The organism is Ornithinimicrobium carbonis (assembly GCF_050703245.1).
Taxonomy (GTDB): domain Bacteria; phylum Actinomycetota; class Actinomycetes; order Actinomycetales; family Dermatophilaceae; genus Ornithinicoccus.
The window spans coordinates 1171205-1192263 of sequence record NZ_CP192647.1; the positions used below are offsets into that span (position 1 = coordinate 1171205).

A 21059-nucleotide genomic window follows, 5' to 3' on the forward strand; every position below is an offset into this window, starting at 1 on the left:
GTCTGTCGGGCACCGGTCAGGTCAGCCACAGCGGCGCCAGCCACCCGGTGAGGCACGCGGAGACCAGCAGCGTGCCGACCACGAGCGCGACCACCCGCCAGCGGGCCACGACCAGCATCCCGGTCACCGCCCCGACGCTCGTGCCGGCGCCGGTGACGAGGAACGCCAGCGCCGGACCCACCCCCATGCCACCGTCCATCAGAGAGGCGACCAGCGGCAGGGAGCCGTCGGTGTTGAGGTAGACCGGCACGCCAAGGAGGGCGGCCAGCGGCACGGCGGTCAGCGCGTTGCCGTCGCCCAGGTGCTGCTCGAAGACCGACGACGGCACCAGCTCGATCAGCAAGTAACCCAGGGTCGCGAACGCCAGGAAGTAGACCGTCAGCCGCCGACCGTTGGCGAGCACGACGCGCGCGAACTCCCGGTGCCGGTCCCAGCGTGGGGCCGCAGCGACCTCGTCGACGCCGCAGCTCTGCGGGTCACCACCCTCGGGGAGGTATGCCGTCGCGCCCGTCGGCGCGCCTGCTGCCCCGCACCCTCCGCCGGCTGTCGCCAGCGCGGGCTCGGCCACCCGTGCGTGCTCCGCCACCCGTGCGGGCTCGGCCTCCCGCCCGTGCTCCGCCACCCGGGCGGGCTCCTGAGCCGGCAGCTCTGTGCGTACCGGCGCGGGAGCGACCCTCGCCTGGCCGGCCAGCCAGCCGTGCCGCTCCAGCACCCAGGCCGCGCCGCCGCCCAGCAGCCCCACGCCGACCGCGGCGAGGAGGAACGTCGTGGCGAAGCCCGGCCCGAAGAGCCCGACCGACCAGGCGTACTCACCGGGGCTGGTCAGCGGGGAGGACGCCAGGAACGCCACGACCGGTGCCCAGGGGACCGACGCGACCAGCGACCCCAGGACCACGGCCATGGTGCCGCACGAGCAGAAGGGGGTGAGCGCACCCAGCGCCACGGCGCCCAGCACCGCGACCGGGGTGCTGCTCCGCAGCCACCCGCCGAGGCGGTCGGTGCCGACGTAGACCTGGATCGCCGAGGCCAGCAGGACGCTGATGACCAGGTACGGCCAGGTGGCCTCGACCGTGTCGGTGACCCGCTCGAGGACCCGCAGGAGAAGATGGGAGGACGGGATGGACATCGGGAGCTCCTTTGCATAGATGTCTATCTAATGATTAGATGACTGTCTATGAAAGGTGGATCCGTGTCAACTCATTCCGCGAGCCGGCCGGACGCCGAGGACGTTCCGGACCCGGCTGCGCGGCTGCGGGACCTCTGCTGCTCCCCGGTCCTCGCCGGAGAGCTCGACGGCCCGGACGCCGAGCTGCTCGCCCGGACCCTGCGGACGCTGGGCGACCCGGTGCGGCTGCGCATCCTCGGCCGGATCCGCACCAGCGCCGGCGCCCGCACCACCACCAAGGACCTCGCCGACCACCTGGGCCTGAGCCAACCGACCGTCTCCCACCACCTGGGGGTCCTGCACGACACGGGCTTCCTCACCCGCACCCGGGACGGCCGACAGACCTGGTACGTCATCGAGCCGACCGCCTTCGAGTCCCTCCAGCAGCTCCTCGACCCCGCCCCGGCCGCGACCGGGTAGGTCCTCGGTGATCCGACCCCACCCCCCGACGCCCGGGCACCCCGGGCACGCCCGCGGCAGCACGGCATACCGACGTCTGCTCGCCGCCCCGTCGTCCTGGCGGGGGTGGCCACCTTCGCCCAGCTCTACTCGCCCCAGGGCGTGCTGCCCCAGATCGCCACCGACCTGGGCACCACCGCCGACCGGGCCGCGCTCGCCGTCTCCGCCGCCACGCTGGGGCTGGCGCTCGCGGTCGTGCCGTGGTCCTTCGTGGGGGACCGGTACGGCCGCCTGCGCGCCATGGTCGCCGCGGTCGTCGGCGCGACGGTCCTCGGCCTGGCGTCCGCGTGGGCGCCGACCTTCGAGCTGGTCCTGCTCATGCGGCTGCTGGAGGGGGCGTTCCTGGGTGGCGTGCCGGCGCTGGCGATGGCCTACCTCAACGACGAGGTCGACGCGCGGTCGGCAGCGGTCGCCGCCGGCTGGTTCGTCGGCGGGACGACGGTCGGCGGTCTGATCGGCCGCCTCGTGGCCACCCCCGTCGCGGACCTGACGTCCTGGCGGATGGGGATGACGACCGTGTCGGCGATGGCGGCGGTCGCCGCGGTCGGGTTCGTGCTGCGGCGCCGCGCGAGCGTCGGTTCGTCCGCGTCCGCGGCGAGACGTTCCTCGACCGCACCCGGCGGGTGCTGACGAACTTGCAGGACCGGGCCCTGCTGGGCCTGTACCTGGTCGCCTTCCTGCTCATGGGCGGGTTCGTCGCCGTCTACAACTACCTGGCGTTCCGGCTGGTGGCCGCGCCCTACCTGCTGCCGGCGTGGGCGGTCGGGCTCGTCTTCCTGGCCTACCTGGCGGGCACGGTCTCGGCACCGCGGGCGGGGGCGCTCGCGGCGCGCCACGGGAGGTATGCCGTGCTCGTCGCCTCCGTGCTCGTCATGCTCGCCGGCCTGCTGGTCACTTTGGGCGGTCCGTTGTGGCTGGTGCTGCTGGGCCTGCTGGTGATGACGGCCGGGTTCTTCGGGGCGCACTCGGTGGCCTCGGGGTGGGCGGGTGCGCGGGCGGTGACGGCGCGGGCGCAGTCGACCGGGCTCTACAACCTCTCCTACTACGGCGGCTCCAGCCTCCTCGGGTGGGCCGGCGGGCTGGCCTTCGAGGCCCGGGGCTGGACGGGGGTGGTCGGCTTCGTCGCCGTGTCCGTCGTCCTGTCCCTGGTGGTTCTCCGGTTGCTGGTGGGGCGTCCGGCGGTAGCGTGAGCACGACCGGTCCGCGACGAGGGGGAGAGGATCCCACCATGAGCCACCAGCCACCGCCGGTTCCCGGCGACCATCTGCGCAGGTTCGACCCCGATCCGGAGCGCGGCGCCGAGATCGAGCAGCAGTCCCCGGGCGAGCGGGACCCCGGGCTGGAGCCCCGGGCCAACAAGGTCCGCTGGGGCGGGTTGGCGGCCGGACTGGTCGCCGCCGTCATCATCTACCTGCTCATGGGCGACGTCGCCCACCCCGCCAAGCTCACCGCGGCGGTCGCCGTGCTCATGGGCATCTGGTGGATGACCGAGGCGCTGCCCATCCCGGCGACCGCGCTCGTGCCCCTGGTGGTGTTCCCGGTCCTGGGGGAGGCCAGCGTCAACGACGTCGGCGCGTCCTACGGCAACAACATCATCTTCCTGTTCATGGGCGGCTTCATGCTGGCGCTGGCCATGCAGCGCTGGAACCTGCACCGGCGCATCGCCCTGGTCACGGTGCGGGCGATGGGGACCAACCCGGCGATGGTGGTGGCCGGGTTCATGATCGCCACGGGCTTCCTGTCGATGTGGGTCTCCAACACGGCCACGGCCGTGATGATGCTGCCGATCGGCGTCTCGGTGCTCATGCTCGTGACGACGCTCGGCGAGAAGGTCGGTGCTCCGGCGGTCGCCGGCGAGGGAGCCGAGCGGGGCGCGGGCACGGACGTCCCCGTCGACGCCGACGGCGAGCCCGACCTGCAGTCGAAGGCGGTCAAGGACGCCGTCATCGAGTCCAACTTCGGCACCGCGCTCATGCTCGGCATCGCCTACGCCGCCTCGATCGGCTCCCTCGGCACGATCATCGGCACCCCGCCCAACACGCTGATGGTGGGCTACCTCGCCGAGAACCACGACATCACCATCGGCTTCGGCCAGTGGATGCTGGTCGGGGTCCCGCTCGCGGTGATCTTCCTGGTGATCTGCTGGTTCCTGCTGACCAAGGTGCTCTTCAAGCCCGAGATCGACGAGATCCCCGGCGGGCGAAAGCTGATGGACGAGGAGGTCGCCAAGCTCGGTGGCATGTCCCAGGGAGAGATCCGGGTGCTGGGCCTGTTCATTCTCGCCGCGCTCGCCTGGGTGACCGTCCCGCTCATCTGGGACGAGCCCCCGATCAGCGACGCCGGCATCGCGATGGCCGTGGCGCTGCTGCTCTTCCTGCTGCCCGCGGGCGCCGCCCGCGGTGTCCGGCTCCTCGACTGGGAGAGCGCGGTCCAGCTGCCCTGGGGCGTGCTGCTCCTCTTCGGCGGCGGCCTGGCGCTCTCGGCGCAGTTCGGCGACTCCGGCCTGACCGAGTGGATCGGCACCCAGGCCGAGGGTCTCGGCGGGCTGCCGGTCGTGCTGCTCGTGGTCGTCTTCGCCGCCGGGATCATCTTCCTGACCGAGCTCACGAGCAACACCGCGACCGCGGCGACCTTCCTGCCGGTCGCCGGCGGCGTCGCCCTGGGCATCGGCGTCGACCCGATGCTGCTCGTCATCCCGGTCGCGCTCGCCGCGACCTGCGCGTTCATGCTGCCGGTGGCCACCCCACCCAACGCGATCGCGTTCGGCTCCGGCTACGTGACGATTCCGCAGATGATGAAGGGCGGCCTGTGGCTCAACCTCATCGGCATCGTCCTGGTGACGATCACGGTGATGACCCTGGCGGTCTGGGTCTTTTCGATCGTCTACTGACGGGGGCCGTCCCGATGGTTCGCTGACGGGTTGGCGCCCGGCTGTCCGCAGGTGCGCGATGTGCTCCAGGTCGCGCATGCCCTACCATCGTCGTCAGCGAGGGGAGTACTTCCCAGCGCCGTTCCGGTCACTACGACGCGCACGCGTCTCGGACGGCGGCCCGTGGCCCGGGTGAAGGAGACCTCGATCCGATCGTCCTGATCTGACCGAGAGGCCCCCGCCCCATGCTCTTCATCGCTGCTGCCGACGCCCCGTCGGCCATCTCCACCGTCGCCACGCCCGGTCTGTGGGCCGTGACCGTGACGGCCGTCCTGGCGCTGCTCGCGCTGGACTTCGCCCTGACGCGCAAGCCGCACGAGGTCTCGATGCGGGAGGCGGTGGGCTGGAGCGTCTTCTACATCGCGCTGCCGCTGGCGTTCGGTGCCTACGTCTGGACCCGCTTCGGCTCCACCACCGGGCTGGAGTACCTCACCGGCTACCTGGTCGAGAAGTCGTTGTCCGTGGACAACCTGTTCGTCTTCATGCTCCTGCTGGCAGCTTTCGCCGTGCCCAAGGAGCTGCAGCAGCGGGTCCTGCTCTTCGGTATTGCCGCGGCCCTGGTGCTGCGGGCGATCTTCATCGCCCTCGGCGCGGCCGTGCTGGCCAACTTCACCTGGGCGTTCCTGCTGTTCGGGGCCATCCTGCTGGCGACCGCCGTCAAGGTGCTCCGCGACCAGCTCAGAGGTGGCAACCACGACCTGGACGTCTCCTCGATGCGCTCGGTGCGCCTGCTTCGGCGGTTCGTCCCCGTCACCGAGGACTACCGCGGCACCCGGCTGGTCGTCCGCGAGGGCGGGCGTCGCGCGCTCACGCCGCTGGCGGTGGTGGTGGTGGCCATCTTCGCCACCGACATCGTCTTCGCGGTGGACTCGGTGCCGGCCGTCTACGGCATCACCGGCGACCCGTTCCTCGTCTTCGCGACCAACGCGTTCGCGCTCCTGGGCCTGCGCGCCCTGTACTTCGTGCTCCAGGGCGCCCTCAGCAAGCTCGTCCACCTGGGCTACGGCCTGGCGGCCATCCTCGGCTTCATCGGCGTCAAGCTCGTCCTGCACTGGGCGCACGGCATCTGGCCCGGCGTGCCCGAGGTGCCGACCCTGGCCTCGCTGCTCGTCATCGTCGGGGTCCTCGCGCTCGTCACCGCCACGAGCCTCTACGCCACCCGGCGCGGCGGAGATCCCGAGCGGTCGGCACACCTGGCGCACCTGGGCACCGCGACGGCCGAGGAGCACCAGGACGTGCCGACGGGGGAGGACCTCCGCTCCCAGGCCACCGGGCCCCGCCGCCCGCCGACGCGCTCATGAGGACCGGGACACGACGAACGCTCATGACGACCGGCACACGACGAACGCTCATGACGACCGGGACATGACGAACGGGTGGGGCTCCACAGAGCCCCACCCGTTTCGTGGCCGGCGATCCGGCGAGCCTGGCCGCGCGCGGGGGGCGCGGCCGGTCGTTCCGTCAGACGGACTTGATCGCGGAGATGTCGAGGACGAGCTTGATCTTCTCGCTGACCAGGACGCCACCGGTCTCCAGGGCGGCGTTCCACACCAGGCCCCAGTCCTTGCGGTTGATGCTGGTCTCACCCTCGAAGCCGGCGCGCAGGTTGCCGAAGGGGTCCTGGGCCAGGCCGGTGGAGGTGAGCTCGATCGACAGGGGACGGGTGACGTCCTTGATCGTCAGCTCACCGTCGAGGCGGAAGGTCTCCTCGTCGACGCGCTCGACGGAGGTCGTGGTGTAGCGCACCTCGGGGTAGGTCTCGACGTCGAAGAAGTCGGCCGACCGCAGGTGGGCGTCGCGGTCCTCGGAGCCGGTGTTGATGCTCGCGGCCTTCATGACCACGGTGGCGTGGGAGCCGGACAGGTCGGTGGTGTCGACCACGCCGCTGCCCTGGAACTCGTCGAAGGTGCCGCGCACGTTGGTCACCATCGCGTGCCGGGCGACGAAGCCCAGGCTGCTGTGGCTCGGGTCGAGCGTCCAGGTGCCGTCGAGCTGGGCGGCGGCCGGCGTCTCGCTCGCCGGGGCGGCCGGGACGGAGGACTCGGTGGCCGGCGCCGAGGAGGTCACGGCGGGGGCCGTGGTCGTGGACGGAGACGAGGACGACGACGTCGAGGCGGCGGTGTCGGACTTCTTGAACCAGTCGAACAGACCCATGGGGGAGCTCCTTGAAGATCGGGTGGTGCGGGGATTCGCCTCAACGGTAGCGGGATATTATGTGACAAGTCAACTATCGTCGACCTCCTACCGCCACGCACCCGCCCACGTCCGCCGCCTGCTGCCCCGTTTGGGCCGCACGCTGCACTGTCCCCGGGCGCTCGCCGAACCCTGTCTGCGGGAAGCCAGCAGCGGGAAGCGAGCCGAACGAGTGCACGGGTTGTTCGGCCGGAATCCTGGGCTCGCCCTGGATCCTTCGGAACAACTCGTGCGCTCGTGCGACCACGAGGCTGCGGGACCCGTGGATCCCGCTGCGCCGAGGGGGTCAGCCATGCTGCGGGCCCGGGATCCCGCGGTACCGGGGGGGGGAGGGGGGGCAGCCACGCTGCGGGGCAGGTGGATCACGCTGCCCGGCTCAGACCAGGCGCGCCGCCAGATCACCCACCGTGCGCTCACGGTGCACGTCCCGGTCCAGCTGCTCGGCGGCATACGCGCCCGCCACCGGCTGGACCATGACCTCGTCCACGCCGAACTGCCCGGCGAGCTCCCGCACCTGGTCGGCCACCTCGTCGGCGGTGCCGAGCAGCCAGGGGTCGGTGACGGCGTCGAAGGCCGGCTGCGGGATCGGCAGCGGCTCCTCGAGCGCCTCGTCCACCGTCAGCAGCGGCCGCATCCGCAGCGGGCCCGGCGCCTGCAGGCTGGCCATCATCAGGTGGAACGGCAGCGCCAGCCGCTCGGCCTCCTCGCGGGAGTCGGCGACCACGGCGTTGACGGTGAGGAAGGTCCGCGGCTCGCCGGGGCCGGCGAAGCCGGACCGGTAGAGCTCCAGCGCCGCGGCCGTCCCGCGCCCGGCGAAGTGGTGGGCGAAGACGTAGGGCAGCCCGAGCTCGGCCGCCAGCCGCGCCGAGTAGTCGGAGGAGCCCAGCAGCCACACCGGCGGGGCCGTGCGGGCCAGCGGCGTCGCGCGGATCGCGTGCTGGCGCTGCCCGATCTGCACGGCGGCGCCCTCGGGGTCCATGAACGCCATCACCTGCTGGACGTACTCCGGGAACCGCTGCACCGCATCGGCGTCCGACTGCCCCGCGCGCAGGGCCCAGCTGGTCACGGGGTCGGTCCCGGGGGCCCGCCCGATCCCGAGGTCGATCCGACCGGGGTATGCCGCCTCCAGCAGCGCGAACTGCTCCGCCACCGCCAGCGGGGCGTGGTTGGGCAGCATCACCCCGCCGGAGCCGACCCGCATCCGCTCCGTCGCCGCAGCCAGCATCCCGACCGCCGCCCGGTGGGCTGGTCGAGGCCACCGACATCGTGTTGTGGTGCTCGGCCAGCCAGTAGCGGGTCACCCCGCCGCGGTCGGCCACGACGGCGAGCGAACGGGCCGCGTCGAGGGCCTGAGCGGTGGACTGCCCGGAGCGGACGGGCAGCAGGTCGAGCACGGACAGGGCGGTGGGTGACATGTCCACAGTCTAGGAGCGTGCCAGGATGGAGCCGTGCGCCCGGGCCCACGTCACCCCCCCCAGGAGCAGCCGGTGAGCACCCGACCGACGCTGGCCCGACGGCTGGGCACGAGGGACGCGGTCGTCATCGGCCTGGGCTCCATGATCGGCGCGGGGGTGTTCGCCGCCTTCGCCCCCGCTGCCCAGGCGGCCGGTGCCGGACTGCTCGTGGGGCTGGCCCTCGCCGCGCTCGTCGCCTACGCCAACGCCACCTCCTCGGCCCAGCTCGCCGCCCAGTACCCGACGTCCGGCGGCACCTACGTCTACGGCCGCGAACGGCTCGGCGACTGGTGGGGCTTCGCCGCCGGGTGGGGCTTCGTCATCGGCAAGACCGCCAGCTGCGCCGCGATGGCGCTGACCTTCGCGGCGTATGCCGCGCCGCCGGGCTGGGAGCGACCCGTCGCCGCGGCGGCGGTGGTGGCGCTGGCGGCGGTCAACTACCACGGCGTGACCCGGACCGCCGGCCTGACCCGGATCATCGTCACGGTCGTGCTGACGGCGCTCGGCGTGGTGGTGCTCGCCGGGCTGGTCGGGGGCGACCCGGACTGGACCAGGGTCCTGCCGACCGGCACAGCCCCCGGGGTGGGGGCCGGGTCGGACGGTGGCGGCGCGACCGGGGTGGGCGGCGCGACCGGGGTGGACGGGGCGACCGGCCTGGGTGCGGGGGGCGGCCTGTCCTGGTACGGGATCCTCCAGTCGGCCGGCCTGCTCTTCTTCGCCTTCGCCGGCTACGCCCGCATCGCCACGATGGGGGAGGAGGTGCGCGACCCCGCCCGGACGATCCCCCGGGCCATCCAGCTCGCCCTGGGCGGGGCGGTGCTCGTCTACGCCGCGGTCGCTGTCACCCTCCTCGCGGTCCTGGGCGCGGAGGGGACGGCGGGTTCGGCCGCCCCGTTGGCGGACGTCGTCGCCGCGAGCACCTGGGACCGGGCCGGGGTCGTGGTGCGCATCGGCGGGGCCGCCGCCTCGCTCGCTCGCGCGCTGCTGGCGCTCATCGCCGGCATCGGCCGGACCACGCTGGCGATGGCCCGGCAGGACGACCTGCCCCGGTGGCTGTCCGCCGTGCACCCGCGTCACCACGTGCCCCACCGCGCGGAGGTCGCGCTGGCCGTCGTCGTCGTCCTGCTGGTCCTGACCGTCGACCTGCGCGGGGCGATCGGCTTCTCCTCCTTCGGTGTCCTGCTCTACTACCTGGTCGCCAACGTCTCCGCGTGGACCCAGGACGGGGAGCACCGCCGCTTCCCGCGGGTCCTGCAGGCCGTGGGTGCCCTGGGCTGCGTCGTCCTCGTGCTGACCCTGCCGGTCATGGCGGTGCTGGTGGGGACCGCGGTCCTTGGCAGCGGTCTCCTCGTGCGGGCGGTCCGGCTGCGGGTCGCCTGAACAGGGTCGCCCGCCCCCTCCTCGTCCTGCTGCCTCCCGACCACCCGTCCTCCTGCCACCCGTGCTGCTGCCCCGTCCTCCTGCCACCCGTGCTGCTGCCCTCGTCCTCCCGCCACCCGTCCTCCGTCCTACTGCGACCTTTCCCCGTCCTGATACCGTGGAGGGGTAGAGCACACGCGCTCCGGGGTCGGTGAAAGTCCGAGCCGGCGGTGACAGTCCGCGAACCGGCCGCAGCCAGCGGTCGGCTGACCTGGTGAAACTCCAGGACCGACGGTGAGAGTCCGGATGGGAGGCAGCGCGCGGTGGACCACGTGTCGGCGTGGGCGGTCGCTCCTCGACCGCCCCCCGGCCCCCGGTCCTCTGCCGTCGTCCCCCTCGTCCCGGACCTGACCGACGACGGAGGACACCCGGATGAGCACCGACACCGACTGGCTGGACCACGCCGTCGCGGTGGCCCTCCACGGTCCCGCCCACGACCCCAACCCCCGGGTCGGCTGCGTGCTGGTCGCCCCCGGCGGGACGCTCGTCGTGGGTCAAGGTCACCACCGCGGAGCAGGGACGCCGCACGCCGAGGTCGAGGCGCGCTCGCCGACGGGGGGAGCGCGCGCGGGGCGGGCGCCACGGCATACGTCACCCTCGAGCCCTGCGCCCACCACGGGCGCACGGGTCCCTGCACGGGCGCGCTGCTCCGGGCCGGCGTCACCCGGGTCGTGTATGCCGTGCCCGATCCCACCCCGCGGGCCGCCGGGGGTGCGGAGGTGCTGCGGGACAGCGGGATCGAGGTCACCCACCAGGAGCACCCGGCGTCCGGGGCGCTGGTCGCGGACTGGACCGCGGCCGCCCGGGCCGGTCGACCCGTCGTGGTGTGGAAGATGGCCACCACCCTCGACGGACGGGTCGCCGCCGCCGACGGTTCCAGCCGTTGGATCACCTCCGCCGAGGCCCGGGCCGACGCCCACCTGCTGCGCGCCACGGTCGGCGCCGTGGTCGTGGGCACCGGCACCGCCCTGCGGGACGACCCCAGCCTGACCGCGCGCACGCCCCAGGGCGAGCTGCTGCCCGACCAGCCCCTGCGGGTGGTCGTGGGTCGGCGGGACGTACCCGCCGGGGCGAGGCTGCGCTCGGGTGCCGGCGAGCTCCTCCACCTGCGCACCCACGACCCGCACGAGGTGCTGGCCGAGCTGTCCCGACGCGGCGTCCACCGGGTGCTGCTGGAGGGCGGGCCCGCCCTGGCGGCCGCCTTCTGGCGGGCCGGATGCGTCGACGAGGTGCTCGTCTACCTGGCGCCCGCGCTGCTGGGGGCCGGACCGCCCGGAGTGGGGGACCTGGGCATCGGCTCGATCGAGGACGCCGCCCGCCTCGAGCTGCGCGACGTGGCCCGCGTGGGCCCCGACCTGCGGCTCTCCCTCGTCCCGGTCTCCGCCCGCCCCGACCGTCCCGCCGGCCCCGCGCCGGGGCACGCCGACCCCGCGCCGCTCGGCACCGACCCCGCCCCGACCCACGCCACCGACCGGACGCTCACCCCGTCCTCCACCTCCTGAAGGAGCGCCATGTTCACCGGCATCGTCGAGGAGCTGGGCCGCCTGGCCCGCCGTACCGACGCACAGGACAGGATAGCAGCCGCGTCGAGGTCCACGGACCGACCGTGGTCCCCGACCTGGCGCACGGCGACTCCGTCGCCGTCAACGGCGTCTGCCTGACCGTGACCGAGGTCCTGGACGACGGATTCGCGGCCGACGTCATGGCCGAGACCCTGGCGCGCAGCACGCTGGGCCGGCTGACGGAGGGTGACCCGGTCAACCTCGAGCGGGCGGTCCGGGTCGACGCCCGCCTCGGCGGCCACATCGTGCAGGGTCACGTCGACGGGACCACCCGGGTGCTCTCGCGCACTCCGGGGGACCGGTGGGAGGTGGTCCGGTTCGCGCTTCCGCCGGAGCTCGCCCGGTATGTCGTGCACAAGGGCTCGGTCTGCCTCGACGGGGTGTCCCTCACCGTGTCCGCGCTCGACGAGGAGGCCTTCGAGGTCAGCCTCATCCCGACCACGCTGGAGCTGACGACGCTGGGCGCCCGTCAGCCCGGGGACGAGGTCAACGTCGAGGTGGACGTGCTCGCCAAGACGTCGAGCGGCTGCTCGCCCCGGACACTGCGGCGGGTCGTTCCTCGGCGGGAACGGACCGTGCGGACGCGGCGACGGACAGCGTGGACGTCGAGGTGCCGTCATGAGCAGCCAGGTCGTCGTGCCCGGGCTGTCGTCGGTCGACCAGGGCCTGGCTGCCCTGCGGGCGGGGCTTCCGGTGCTGGTGCTCGACGACGTCGACCGGGAGAACGAGGGGGACGTCGTCCTGGCCGCGCAGACGATCACGCCCCGGTGGACGGGCTGGACGATCCGCCACTCCTCGGGCTACCTGTGCGCGCCGATGCCCGCCGACTGGGCGGACCGGCTGGGCCTGCCGCCGATGGTGGAGCAGAACGAGGACGCGCTGCGTACGGCGTACGCCATCACGGTGGACGTCGCCGAGGGAGTCACCACGGGGATCAGCGCCACCGACCGGTGCCGCACCGTGGCCGCCCTCGGGGACCCCTCCACGGTCGCCACGGACCTGCGCCGACCTGGCCACGTCGTGCCGCTGCGGGCCCGACCGGGCGGGGTGCTCGCGCGGCGTGGCCACACGGAGGGCTGCGGTCGACCTGTGCGTCCTGGCCGGGCTGACGCCGGTGGCGGCGATCGCCGAGCTCGTCGACGACGAGGGGGAGATGCTGCGCACGACCCAGGTGCTGGCCCTGGGGGCCGAGCACGACCTGCCGGTGCTGACCATCGAGCAGCTCGTCGCCCACCGCCGAGAGCTGGACCGCACGCCCCCACCGGGGGCGGAGGACGAGCCCCACCCCACCCCCGAGCACACGAGGAGCAGGACATGAGCGGCAGCGGAGCCCCCACCGTGGAGGCCGACGGCCGGGGGATGCGGGTGGCCGTGGTCGCCGCGTCCTGGCACACCGTGGTCATGGACGGGCTGCTGGACGGCACCCGGCGGGCCCTGGCCGAGGCCGGGGTCACCGACGTCGACGAGGTGCGCGTGCCCGGCAGCTTCGAGCTGCCCGTCGCGGCGGCCCGGCTCGCCCGGTCCGGACGGTACGACGCGCTCGTGGCCCTCGGCGTCGTCATCCGGGGCGGGACGCCGCACTTCGACTACGTCTGCTCCGCCGCCACCGACGGCCTGACCTCGGTCTCCGTCGCCACCGGGATCCCGGTGGGCTTCGGACTGCTCACCTGCGACGACGAGCAGCAGGCGCTCGACCGGGCCGGCCTGCCCGGCTCGCAGGAGGACAAGGGTCACGAGGCCGCCGGCGCTGCGATCGCCACGGCCGCGGTCCTGCGCGACCGGTAGGAGCGGCCCACCCCTGGAGACGAACCTCGTCACGGCCGGACGATCGTCACCCCGGGTGTCGTCCGTCCGCTCATCGCGGCCAGCGCAGCCGGTGCCTCCTCCAGCGTGATCGTCCGCCCCAGGAACGTCTCCGGCTCCAGCCGCCCGGCCACCACGTCGGCCAGCATCCGCGGGTAGTCGGCCGCTGCCATCCCGTGGCTGCCCAGCACCTGCAGCTCCCGGGCGACCACCAGGTGCATCGGGACGCTCGCCCGGTCCGCGACGACCACCGGCGGCATCAGTCCCAGCTGCAGGTGGCGACCCCGCACGCGCAGCACCGAGGTCGCGGCGCGGGCCGTCGCGACGCTGCCGAGGGCGTCCACCGCCACGTCCACCCCACCCGGGACGAGGTCACGCACCCGGGCGACGGCGCGCTCCATACCCGGATCGGTGGCGACGTCCACCTGCACGGTCTCCTCCGCGCCGACCGCCCGAGCCAGCTCCAGCGCATCCGGGCTGACGTCCACCGCCACCACGTGCGCGCGCCGCGACCGGGCCACCATGACCGCCGCCAGCCCGACCCCGCCGCAGCCGAGGACGGCCACGTGCTCGCCCTCGGTCACCCGGGCGACGTCGACGACGCCGCGGTAGGCGGTGGCGAAGCGGCATCCCAGGCTCGCCGCCACGTCGGCCCCGATCTCGTCGGGCAGGTGGACGACGTTGTGGTCGGCCCACGGCACGGCGACGAGCTCGGCGAAGGAGCCCGGCCCGCTGAAGCCGGGCTGCCACTGGGAGGGACACACCTGGGAGGCGCCGGCACGGCATACCTCGCAGGTGCCGCACCCGCAGACGAAGGGGACCACGACGCGGTCGCCGACGGCCACCGACCGCACGTCCGCCCCGACCTCGTGCACGACTCCGGCGAACTCGTGCCCCGGCACGTGCGGCAGGTCGGTGATGTCGTCGTCGTGGCCCTGCCAGGCGTGCCAGTCCGAGCGGCAGACCCCCGTCGCCTCGACCCGGACGACGACGCCGTCCGGCCGGGGGCGCGGGACCTCGACCTCGGTGACGTAGGGCGGCTCGCCGAACGCGTCGAAGCGCACGGCCCGCATGGTGGGGTGGTCCTGGGACACGGGGCTCCTCGGGGTGGTGGTCAGCAGCCCCATTGTGCCGATCCCGGCGCACGCGGCCGGGGCGCCTCCGGACGGAGGGCGACGCGGTGGGACGCCAGGGACTAGGTTGCCTGCATGCGCATCCAGCTCTCGCACCTGGTGATCCTGCTGGTGTACCTCCTGCCGCTGGTCCTCGTCTACCTGCTGGTCCGCCTCGGCGTGCGTCACGGCCTGCGCGACGCCGGGATCGGGCGCGCCCCAGGGCGGCCGCAGGACGGTCGGCGGCAGGACCAGGACCTCCCGGGCTGACGTCCAGGGGTGTACGTCCCGGGACACGGGCCGGCCGAGGCCCGGGCGGACTGCCGGCACCTGCGAACCGTGACGAGCTGCCCGCCCCTCAGAAGCGGGACGAGCTGCCGGCCCCGCTGAAGCTGCCCCCGCTGTAGCCGGACGAGGCCCCTCCCGTGGCGGCCGAGCGGGACTGCTCGACCTCGCCCTTCCCGGCCGACCAGCCGGACAGGAACGAGTGGGTCCCGAACCACGACCAGGTCGGGTAGGCCGTCGCCAGGATCGTCGGCTCGGGACGGCGCCGGCCACGCTCGGTCCGCCACGCCTCGTCCAGGGTCTTTCGCTCGTCGTCCTCGTCCTCCCCGAAGGTCCGTGCCACGGCCCCGGCCAGGTCGTCGAGCCGCTCGCTCAGCGCGTCGCGGGTCGCCCGCAGGTGGTCCAGGGCGTCGTCGGGCGAGACCCGTCGGTGCTCGAGCTCCCCGCGGAGCCGGTCCAGCCCGGCGAGCTCGTCGGAGGCGAAGGTGCGCAACCGGTCCGCCTCGGGCAGGCCGCGCACCTCCTCGGGCAGCTCGGTGCCCAGGAGGTCCTCGACGCCCTCGAGGTCCGTCCGGACGGGGGCGACCTGACGGTGCCAGGCGTCCACCCACGCGCGGTCCCGGTTGAGGAAGGCGGCGGTGTCGGCGATCACGTCGTCCAGCTGGTCCAGGGACGTCGCCCTCTCCTCGTAGGCTGCGAGACGTTCGACGGCCTCCGGTGTGTCGTAGTGCTTCTCGGGTATGCCGCGGGCCGAGTTGCCCAGCTCCGTGAGCTCACGCACGCCGCGGCTGTAGTCGTCGTAGCGCCGCAGCATCAGACCGCCGTAGCGGGAGTCCTCCGGGATGAGCCGCGCGTGCAGCTCGGTCACCTCCTGGTCCCGTACGACGTTGGCCATCGCCGTGTCGCCGGCCGCCCGGCTGCGACGGCTCTTCCTGGCACGGTGCACGCCGACACCGAGCCAGGTGCCGGCCCCCGCGAGCGTCGCCAACGAGGCGACCCCGGCGACGGCCGCACCGCCGGCGGTCCGGATGAACGGGGCGTTCATCCGCCCAGCGGCCTCCTCGACGCCGACCACGGCCCCGTCGGTCCACCGCCCCGACCCCAGGTCCTCCTTGGTGGCGTCCTGGATCGCCAGCTGGGCGTCGTCGCCGACCGCCCGGTCGTCGCCGAAGTAGGTCCCGACGAGCCGCCCCTCGGGGTCGACCGCCCAGATGTAGAGCCCGTCGGCCCACCGCTGCTCGTCCTCGCTGAGCCAGTCCGTACGGTTCTCCCGGGCGTGCTCCAGGACGGCGTCGTTGAGGGCGAGGTCGTCGGTGAGCGCCTCCTCGCCGCCGCGGTGCGTGAACACCGCCACCGTGGTCGGCTCGTGGAAGCGCACGTCCGCCACCCCGGCCGCGAGGTCCGGCTCGGAGATGATCCCGGCGGTGTCCTCCAGCTGGATCTCGCTCGCCCGGTGCTGGGGAGCCTCGGCGAGGAACCATCCCACGCTCGCCCCCACCACCCCGAGCGTCGCCACGCCCCCGACGAGCACCCGCTGACGGATCGACATACCCCGAGCTCCTCTCCGCGGTCGACGCTCGCCCGCAGTCGTGGTCGGACGGCACCGCGCCCCTCCATGGTTCCACGACCACCGGGAGTAGGTTCGGGGGCCGACGACGCCGAGGTGGTCCCGACGACGACCCTGGACGACGGTGAGGTCAGCGGGCACTCTGGTGTCAACCGGTTCGGCGGGACCTGCACCTGGCGTGCGGACGGGTCGTTCGAGGTCGAGGACGTCATACGGACGGCGGTGGGAGGGACGGAGGAGCAGATGGCGATGAAGCAGAAGTTCTTCGACGCGCTGGAGGCGGCGCGGCACTACGAGGTGGCCGGCACCAGGATGCGGCTGTCGGACGGCGAGGGCGGGGACCTGCTGGTCCTCGATCCGCAGGGACCAGGGGGTCGGTAGCGTGCCGGTCGAGGACGAGACGGGCCCGTACTTCCACGGGACCAAGGCCGAGCTGCGCGTCGGGGACGTGCTCGAGCCGGGCCAGCGGTCCAACTTCGGCTCGCGGCGGGTGGCCAACCACGTCTACTTCACCGCGACCATGGACGCGGCCGTCTGGGGCGCCGAGCTGTCCGTCGGGGAGGGGAGGGGGCACGTCTACCGGGTGGAGCCGACGGGCGCGTTCGAGGACGACCCGAACCTCACCGACAAGAAGTTCCCCGGCAACCCGACCCGGTCCTACCGCACCCGTGAGCCGGTGCGCGTCCTCGGCGAGGTCGAGGACTGGGAGGGTCATCCGCCCGAGGTGCTGGCCCACATGCAGGCCCGCCTGGAGGAGCTGAAGGCGCAGGGCGTCGAGGCGATCGACGACTGAGCACGGGCTGCGGCCGGCTGTGGGGCTGCCGCGTGCCGGAGGTCCGTGGTGGACGTCCGTGGGGTGGACGTCCGTGAGCTGCGGGGTCGTGCGAGTGTCTGGAGATCTCCTGCAGTCGATCGAAGCCCTGATGGGGGCCACGATCGACTGCGCCACAGACCGGTCACGACGGCTGACGTCGGCTGGCCATGGCCCTCGGCGGACGGGCAGGCCGTTCCCCTGGAAGTGCAGGTACCTGGACCCCGGCCCGGCTCCCGGACGACCGGCCGGTCAGCCGCGGGGGCGTCCCAGGATCCAGTACGCGCAGAAGTACACCGACGTCCGTGCCAGCCCTCTGTCCCGGACCAGGTGGCGACGCACCCGCGCGGCCAGGTCCTGCTCGCCGACCACCCAGCCGTAGTCGAGGTCGGGCAGCTCAGCCGACCGCAGGTGCGCCAGCAGCGCCTCTCCGGGTGGACGGCCCTCCCGCAGGACCACATCGACGCTGCCACGCCGCGGGCGGGGCAGCGGCGGGAGGGCGTCCTCCACGTCGACCTCCAGCACCGCGTGCAGCTCGACGTCGCCCTCCTCCTGCAGGATCCGGCGGAGCGCGGGGTATGCCGTCTCGTCCCCGGCGACCAGGCGGGTCCGTGCCGTGGCGGGCGGGTGGTAGCAGGTCGTGCCGGTCTGGACCGCCAGCTCGTCACCGGGGCGGGCGCGGCGTACCCAGGTGGCACCAGGTCCCTCGTCGACCTCCCCGGGCGGGTGCAGGACCACGTCGACGTCGATCTCGGTCGTGCCTCCCTCCGTGGACCGGTCGCCCCGGAACTCCGGGGCAGGGCGGTGGTCCGCGACGGTGTACCACCGCACGTCCGGGCGGACCGGCTCCGGCAGCGCGGCGACGACAGGTCGAGGGTTGGGGCCGGTGATGCCCGACAGGTCGGGCAACCGCGTGCCGGGACGGGGCAGCACGAGACCGACGAACTCGTCAGGGCCCAGGGGTGCCCACCCCGCCAGCCCGGTAACGGCCAGGGTGAGACGGTGCAGCTGAAGCGCCACACGCGTGGTGGCCAGGACGGTCGCGGGCACGCACCGGTGGTCGGCGCGCTCCATCCGGCTGGCCGACCCGTGTTCCGGCTCGACCTGCGGCCCGGGGTTCGCGGGCCGAGCGGCCGTGACCTCCGTGGTGGGGGGGCTCACCGGACCGCCTCCGCCTGCTCGCGGGCGCCGGCGTCGAGTCCGTCCGCCTCCGCCTGCTCGCGGGTGCCGGCGTCGAGCCCGACGGCCTCCGGCGCGAGTCGCGGTGAGCCCGCCGTTCCGAGCAGGTGCCCGACCGGGCGGTGGCGACCCAGGGGGATGACCGACAGGTCGCCGGTGGCCTCCTGCCACAGCACCCGGCAGGTGATGCCGAAGACCTCGCAGACGGTCTCGGCCGTGACGACCTCGCGCGGGCTGCCCTCGGCCACGACGCGCCCGCCCCGCATCGCCACGAGGTGGTCGGCGTAGCGGGCCGCCATCGCCAGGTCGTGCAGCACCATCACCACGGTGGTGCCGCGGTCGACCGACAGGTCGCGCACCAGGTCGAGGACCTCCACCTGGTGGGCGATGTCCAGGAAGCTCGTCGGCTCGTCGAGCAGCAGCAGGTCGGTGCGCTGCGCCAGCACCATCGCGATCCAGACGCGCTGGCGCTGACCGCCGGAGAGCTCGGCGACCTCACGGCCCACCAGGTGGGTGGTACCGGTCAGCTCCAGCGACGTGGCCACGACCTCGTCGTCCTCGCGGGTCCAGCGGCGCAGCAGCCCGTGGTGCGGGTGACGGCCGCGGGCGACGAGCTCGCCGACGGTGATGCCCTCGGGCACGACCGGGTGCTGGGGCAGCAGCGCCATCGACCGGGCGACCTGCTTGGTCGGCATCCGGTGCACGTCGTGGTCGCCGAGCATCACCCGACCGTCCTGGGGACGCAGCAGGCGCGACAGGCCGCGCAGCAGCGTCGACTTGCCGCAGCCGTTGGGTCCCACGATCGCGGTGATCCTGCCCTCGGGGACGGTCAGGTCGAGGTCGTGCACGATCGTCTGCTCGCCGTAGCCGAGACTGAGCCCCTCGGCCCGGAGCGCGGTGGAGGTCATCAGGAAGCCCTTTCACGGGTGAGGAGCCACAGGAGGAACGGGGCGCCGACGAGGCCGGTGACGACGCCGACCGGGAGATTCACGTCGGGCATGGCGTAGGCGCCGGCGTGGTCGGCGAGCACGACGACGACCGCGCCGACGAGGGCCGCGGCGCCGATCGAGGCGCGGCCGCCGAGGAGCCGCCGCGCGATCGGGCCGGAGAGGAAGGCGACGAAGGCGATCGGCCCGCAGACCGAGGTGGTGGCCGCGACGAGGAGGACGACCAGCATCAGCGCCCGGGCGCGCACGGTGCCGGGCGCGGCGCCGACACCGGCGGCCACGTCGTCACCGAGCTCGACGAGGTGCAGCTCGCGCGCCGTGGCGAGCAGGAGCGGGACGGCAAGCGAGACGACCACCGTGAGGAGCCCGATCTGGGGCCAGGTCACGCCGGACAGGCTGCCGGTGAGCCACACCATCGCCTCGTGCGCGCGGTAGATGTCCGCGCGCAGCAGCACCCAGTGCACCACCGAGGTGAGCATCGCCGACAGGGCGATGCCGACGAGGATCATCCTGGTCGGTGCGGTGCCCCGGCGGGAGGCGGAGAGCGTAAGCAGGGCGACGGCAACGAGGGCCGAACCGACGAGAGCCGCCACGGTCACGGCTGCACCGGACCCGCCCAGCACCACGAGCGTGAAGACGGCCGCGGCGCTCGCCCCCATCGTCAGTCCGAGGACGTCGGGGCTGGCCAACGGGTTGCGGGCCATGAGCTGGAAGGTGGCACCGCTGGCCCCCAGTGCCACCCCGGCGAGGGTGCCCGCCACGGCGCGCGGCAGCTTGGAGTCCAGCAGGACGAACTCGGCGCCGCCCGCCACCTCACCGGTGCCGAGCAGGATGCGCCAGAAGTCGGGGACGGTGATCGTGAAGTCGCCCAGCAGCGTCCGCACGACCATGGCCAGCAGCCAGGCGACCAGCAGGCCGCCGAGGACCAGGCGGCCGCGCCGCCCGGCCTGGCGGCGGGAGGACCGGACCTGCTCGATCCGGTCGGGGCGGTGCTCGGCGGGGACGGCGTGGGCAGCGGTACCGGCCACTGAGGGTGCTGAGGTCGCCGCGGTTGCGGCGGTTGCGGCGCTCGCGGCAGGCCTAGCCGGCGCGCTCTCCGCCCGGTCTACGGAGCGGGTGCCGTGGACGCTCATCGCACGGCCGTCCTGCGCACCAGCCAGATGAGGCCGGGGGCGCCGAGGACCGCGGTCATCAGGCCGACCTGGATCTCCGAGGGCGGCATGACGACCCGGCCGAGGGTGTCGGTCAGCAGCACGAGCACCGGCCCGACGATCGCGCTGCCCATGAGGATGCGCCGGTAGTCGGGGCCGGTGACGAGGCGGACGAGGTGCGGCACGACCAGGCCGACGAAACCCACCGGTCCGGCGAGGGCGACCGCGCAGGCGGCCAGGCCGACGGCGCCCAGGGCCACGGTCCCGCGGGCCAGGTGGACCCGCTGGCCGAGCGCCCGCTCCAGGTCGTCGCCCAGCGCCGTGGCGTTGAGCACCGGCCCGGACAGGGCGACGACGAGGAGGGAGAGGACCAGCAGCGGCAGGACGTCGAGCACCAGGCCCACCGGTCGCCCGGCGACGCTGCCCACCTGCCAGAACCGGAAGGTGTCGAGCGCGCTGCGGTCGCTGACCAGCAGACCGGCGACCACGCTGACGCCGCCCGCGGTGAGGGCGGCGCCGGCCAGGGCCATGGTGAGCGGGGCGGGCCCTCCGGGGGCGGCGGCGGAGACGGCATACACCACGACGGCGGCGACGACCCCGCCCACCAGGGCGAGCCAGACGAACGCCCCGGAGGACCCGATGCCCAGCACCTGGATGCCGAGCACCACAGCGAGCGAGGCACCGGCGTTGACGCCGAGGATGCCGGGGTCGGCCAGCGGGTTGCGCGTGAGTCCCTGCATCGCGGCGCCCGAGAGTGCGACGGCAAGGCCGACGACGGCACCGATGATCGTGCGGTCGACCCGCGCGGCCACGACGGCACCGGCGGGGTCGGTGCTCACGCCACGGAGCACGGCGTCGACCCCGGAGACGAGCTCACCGGGGCTGAGGGTGCGCGACCCGACCGCCACCGAGACGGCCACGGCCAGCGCGACCGCACCGAGCCCGACGGCGAGGGGCCCCCAGGTCCGGCGACGACCGACCAGCACGCCGTCGGTCGGCGGCGTGCTGGCGGCGGTGCCCAGG

At 73.9% G+C, this 21059-nt stretch carries 21 protein-coding genes, 2 pseudogenes and 1 riboswitch; of the genes and pseudogenes, 14 read left to right on the plus strand and 9 right to left on the minus strand.

Annotated features, from left to right (window positions below):
• Positions 1-16: 16 nt before the first annotated feature.
• The gene (locus tag ACQ95T_RS05940) at positions 17-1126 is read right to left on the minus strand and encodes a permease (protein ID WP_425940199.1); all 1110 of its coding nucleotides are present in this window, start codon (positions 1124-1126) and stop codon (positions 17-19) included.
• A gap of 63 nt (positions 1127-1189) precedes the next feature.
• Between ACQ95T_RS05940 and ACQ95T_RS05945 the strand changes: the two genes are divergently transcribed.
• The 5 genes from ACQ95T_RS05945 to ACQ95T_RS05965 all read left to right on the plus strand — a co-directional run bounded on the left by ACQ95T_RS05945 (position 1190) and on the right by ACQ95T_RS05965 (position 5854).
• Entirely contained in the window at positions 1190-1585 is a 396-nt protein-coding gene (locus ACQ95T_RS05945; RefSeq protein WP_425940201.1) for an ArsR/SmtB family transcription factor, read from the plus strand.
• A gap of 105 nt (positions 1586-1690) precedes the next feature.
• Positions 1691-2254 carry an MFS transporter gene (locus ACQ95T_RS05950; protein WP_431473642.1) on the plus strand — a complete coding sequence of 188 codons (564 nt, stop codon included), beginning with the start codon at positions 1691-1693 and terminating at the stop codon, positions 2252-2254.
• The gene (locus ACQ95T_RS05955; protein WP_431473643.1) at positions 2248-2814 is read left to right on the plus strand and encodes a hypothetical protein; all 567 of its coding nucleotides are present in this window, start codon (positions 2248-2250) and stop codon (positions 2812-2814) included. Before ACQ95T_RS05950 ends, ACQ95T_RS05955 begins: the two co-directional genes overlap by 7 nt.
• Positions 2815-2852: 38 nt before the next feature.
• Complete coding sequence (locus tag ACQ95T_RS05960) at positions 2853-4514, plus strand: SLC13 family permease (protein ID WP_425940205.1); 1662 nt, start codon at positions 2853-2855, stop codon at positions 4512-4514.
• A 224-nt stretch (positions 4515-4738) separates the two neighbouring features.
• A complete protein-coding gene (locus ACQ95T_RS05965; protein WP_425940207.1) occupies positions 4739-5854 on the plus strand; it encodes a TerC family protein in 1116 nt (371 codons plus the stop codon).
• A 160-nt stretch (positions 5855-6014) separates the two neighbouring features.
• Here the strand turns inward: ACQ95T_RS05965 and ACQ95T_RS05970 are convergent, their stop codons facing one another.
• Together ACQ95T_RS05970 and ACQ95T_RS05975 are read right to left on the minus strand one after the other, a co-directional pair.
• Positions 6015-6707, minus strand: coding sequence for a YceI family protein (locus ACQ95T_RS05970; RefSeq protein WP_425940209.1), 693 nt, complete (start codon positions 6705-6707; stop codon positions 6015-6017).
• A 415-nt stretch (positions 6708-7122) separates the two neighbouring features.
• A complete protein-coding gene (locus ACQ95T_RS05975) occupies positions 7123-7971 on the minus strand; it encodes an MsnO8 family LLM class oxidoreductase (RefSeq protein ID WP_431473644.1) in 849 nt (282 codons plus the stop codon).
• 262 nt (positions 7972-8233) lie between these two features.
• On the opposite strand from ACQ95T_RS05975, the gene ACQ95T_RS05980 reads away from it, so the two are divergent.
• From ACQ95T_RS05980 to ribH, 6 genes and pseudogenes are all read left to right on the plus strand, one after another.
• Complete coding sequence (locus ACQ95T_RS05980; protein WP_431473645.1) at positions 8234-9580, plus strand: APC family permease; 1347 nt, start codon at positions 8234-8236, stop codon at positions 9578-9580.
• A gap of 174 nt (positions 9581-9754) precedes the next feature.
• A riboswitch (FMN riboswitch) is annotated at positions 9755-9881 on the plus strand.
• A 10-nt stretch (positions 9882-9891) separates the two neighbouring features.
• A complete protein-coding gene (gene ribD / locus ACQ95T_RS05985) occupies positions 9892-11121 on the plus strand; it encodes a bifunctional diaminohydroxyphosphoribosylaminopyrimidine deaminase/5-amino-6-(5-phosphoribosylamino)uracil reductase RibD (protein WP_431473795.1) in 1230 nt (409 codons plus the stop codon).
• 104 nt (positions 11122-11225) lie between these two features.
• Positions 11226-11639 (plus strand): annotated as a pseudogene (locus ACQ95T_RS05990) (riboflavin synthase); the annotation flags it as partial.
• 160 nt (positions 11640-11799) lie between these two features.
• Positions 11800-12195 (plus strand): annotated as a pseudogene (locus ACQ95T_RS05995) (3,4-dihydroxy-2-butanone-4-phosphate synthase); the annotation flags it as partial.
• 46 nt (positions 12196-12241) lie between these two features.
• The gene (locus ACQ95T_RS06000) at positions 12242-12499 is read left to right on the plus strand and encodes a 3,4-dihydroxy-2-butanone-4-phosphate synthase (protein ID WP_431473646.1); all 258 of its coding nucleotides are present in this window, start codon (positions 12242-12244) and stop codon (positions 12497-12499) included.
• Positions 12496-12966: a 6,7-dimethyl-8-ribityllumazine synthase gene (gene ribH, locus ACQ95T_RS06005; RefSeq protein ID WP_425940219.1), complete on the plus strand. Its 471-nt coding sequence runs from the start codon at positions 12496-12498 to the stop codon at positions 12964-12966. Before ACQ95T_RS06000 ends, ribH begins: the two co-directional genes overlap by 4 nt.
• 29 nt (positions 12967-12995) lie before the next feature.
• Here ribH and ACQ95T_RS06010 read toward each other — a convergent pair whose 3' ends face one another.
• Complete coding sequence (locus tag ACQ95T_RS06010) at positions 12996-14078, minus strand: alcohol dehydrogenase catalytic domain-containing protein (RefSeq protein ID WP_425940221.1); 1083 nt, start codon at positions 14076-14078, stop codon at positions 12996-12998.
• A 114-nt stretch (positions 14079-14192) separates the two neighbouring features.
• On the opposite strand from ACQ95T_RS06010, the gene ACQ95T_RS06015 reads away from it, so the two are divergent.
• Positions 14193-14366: a hypothetical protein gene (locus tag ACQ95T_RS06015; RefSeq protein WP_425940223.1), complete on the plus strand. Its 174-nt coding sequence runs from the start codon at positions 14193-14195 to the stop codon at positions 14364-14366.
• Positions 14367-14454: 88 nt separating this feature from the next.
• On the opposite strand, the gene ACQ95T_RS06020 is transcribed toward ACQ95T_RS06015, so the two are convergent.
• Entirely contained in the window at positions 14455-15930 is a 1476-nt protein-coding gene (locus ACQ95T_RS06020; protein WP_431473647.1) for a DUF5129 domain-containing protein, read from the minus strand.
• 66 nt (positions 15931-15996) lie between these two features.
• Between ACQ95T_RS06020 and ACQ95T_RS06025 the strand changes: the two genes are divergently transcribed.
• Both ACQ95T_RS06025 and arr read left to right on the plus strand, forming a co-directional pair.
• Positions 15997-16329 (plus strand): META domain-containing protein, encoded by a 333-nt coding sequence (locus ACQ95T_RS06025; RefSeq protein WP_431473648.1) that lies wholly within the window; start codon positions 15997-15999, stop codon positions 16327-16329.
• Positions 16304-16741: an NAD(+)--rifampin ADP-ribosyltransferase gene (gene arr, locus ACQ95T_RS06030; protein ID WP_425941010.1), complete on the plus strand. Its 438-nt coding sequence runs from the start codon at positions 16304-16306 to the stop codon at positions 16739-16741. Before ACQ95T_RS06025 ends, arr begins: the two co-directional genes overlap by 26 nt.
• 270 nt (positions 16742-17011) lie before the next feature.
• On the opposite strand, the gene ACQ95T_RS06035 is transcribed toward arr, so the two are convergent.
• The 4 genes from ACQ95T_RS06035 to ACQ95T_RS06050 form a co-directional block, all read right to left on the minus strand.
• Entirely contained in the window at positions 17012-17920 is a 909-nt protein-coding gene (locus ACQ95T_RS06035) for a siderophore-interacting protein (RefSeq protein WP_425940229.1), read from the minus strand.
• On the minus strand, positions 17917-18846 hold the full coding sequence (locus ACQ95T_RS06040) for an ABC transporter ATP-binding protein (RefSeq protein ID WP_425940231.1): 930 nt from the start codon (positions 18844-18846) through the stop codon (positions 17917-17919). Before ACQ95T_RS06040 ends, ACQ95T_RS06035 begins: the two co-directional genes overlap by 4 nt.
• Complete coding sequence (locus ACQ95T_RS06045) at positions 18846-19913, minus strand: FecCD family ABC transporter permease (protein ID WP_425940233.1); 1068 nt, start codon at positions 19911-19913, stop codon at positions 18846-18848. The genes ACQ95T_RS06040 and ACQ95T_RS06045 overlap by 1 nt, the downstream gene beginning before the upstream one ends.
• 101 nt (positions 19914-20014) lie before the next feature.
• The gene (locus ACQ95T_RS06050) at positions 20015-21022 is read right to left on the minus strand and encodes a FecCD family ABC transporter permease (protein ID WP_425940235.1); all 1008 of its coding nucleotides are present in this window, start codon (positions 21020-21022) and stop codon (positions 20015-20017) included.
• Between the last annotated feature and the right edge of the window lie 37 nt (positions 21023-21059).

What these genes read in the sequence shown, in the direction of transcription:
- ACQ95T_RS05965 (WP_425940207.1), top strand. Translation starts at nt 4,739, where the DNA reads ATGCTCTTCATCGCTGCTGCCGACGCCCCGTCGGCCATCTCCACCGTC.
- ACQ95T_RS06020 (WP_431473647.1), bottom strand. Translation starts at nt 15,930, where the DNA reads ATGTCGATCCGTCAGCGGGTGCTCGTCGGGGGCGTGGCGACGCTCGGG.
- ACQ95T_RS05960 (WP_425940205.1), top strand. Translation starts at nt 2,853, where the DNA reads ATGAGCCACCAGCCACCGCCGGTTCCCGGCGACCATCTGCGCAGGTTC.
- ACQ95T_RS06015 (WP_425940223.1), top strand. Translation starts at nt 14,193, where the DNA reads ATGCGCATCCAGCTCTCGCACCTGGTGATCCTGCTGGTGTACCTCCTG.
- ACQ95T_RS05975 (WP_431473644.1), bottom strand. Translation starts at nt 7,971, where the DNA reads ATGCTGGCTGCGGCGACGGAGCGGATGCGGGTCGGCTCCGGCGGGGTG.
- ACQ95T_RS05940 (WP_425940199.1), bottom strand. Translation starts at nt 1,126, where the DNA reads ATGTCCATCCCGTCCTCCCATCTTCTCCTGCGGGTCCTCGAGCGGGTC.
- ribH (WP_425940219.1), top strand. Translation starts at nt 12,496, where the DNA reads ATGAGCGGCAGCGGAGCCCCCACCGTGGAGGCCGACGGCCGGGGGATG.
- ACQ95T_RS06025 (WP_431473648.1), top strand. Translation starts at nt 15,997, where the DNA reads ATGGTTCCACGACCACCGGGAGTAGGTTCGGGGGCCGACGACGCCGAG.
- ACQ95T_RS06040 (WP_425940231.1), bottom strand. Translation starts at nt 18,846, where the DNA reads ATGACCTCCACCGCGCTCCGGGCCGAGGGGCTCAGTCTCGGCTACGGC.
- ACQ95T_RS05970 (WP_425940209.1), bottom strand. Translation starts at nt 6,707, where the DNA reads ATGGGTCTGTTCGACTGGTTCAAGAAGTCCGACACCGCCGCCTCGACG.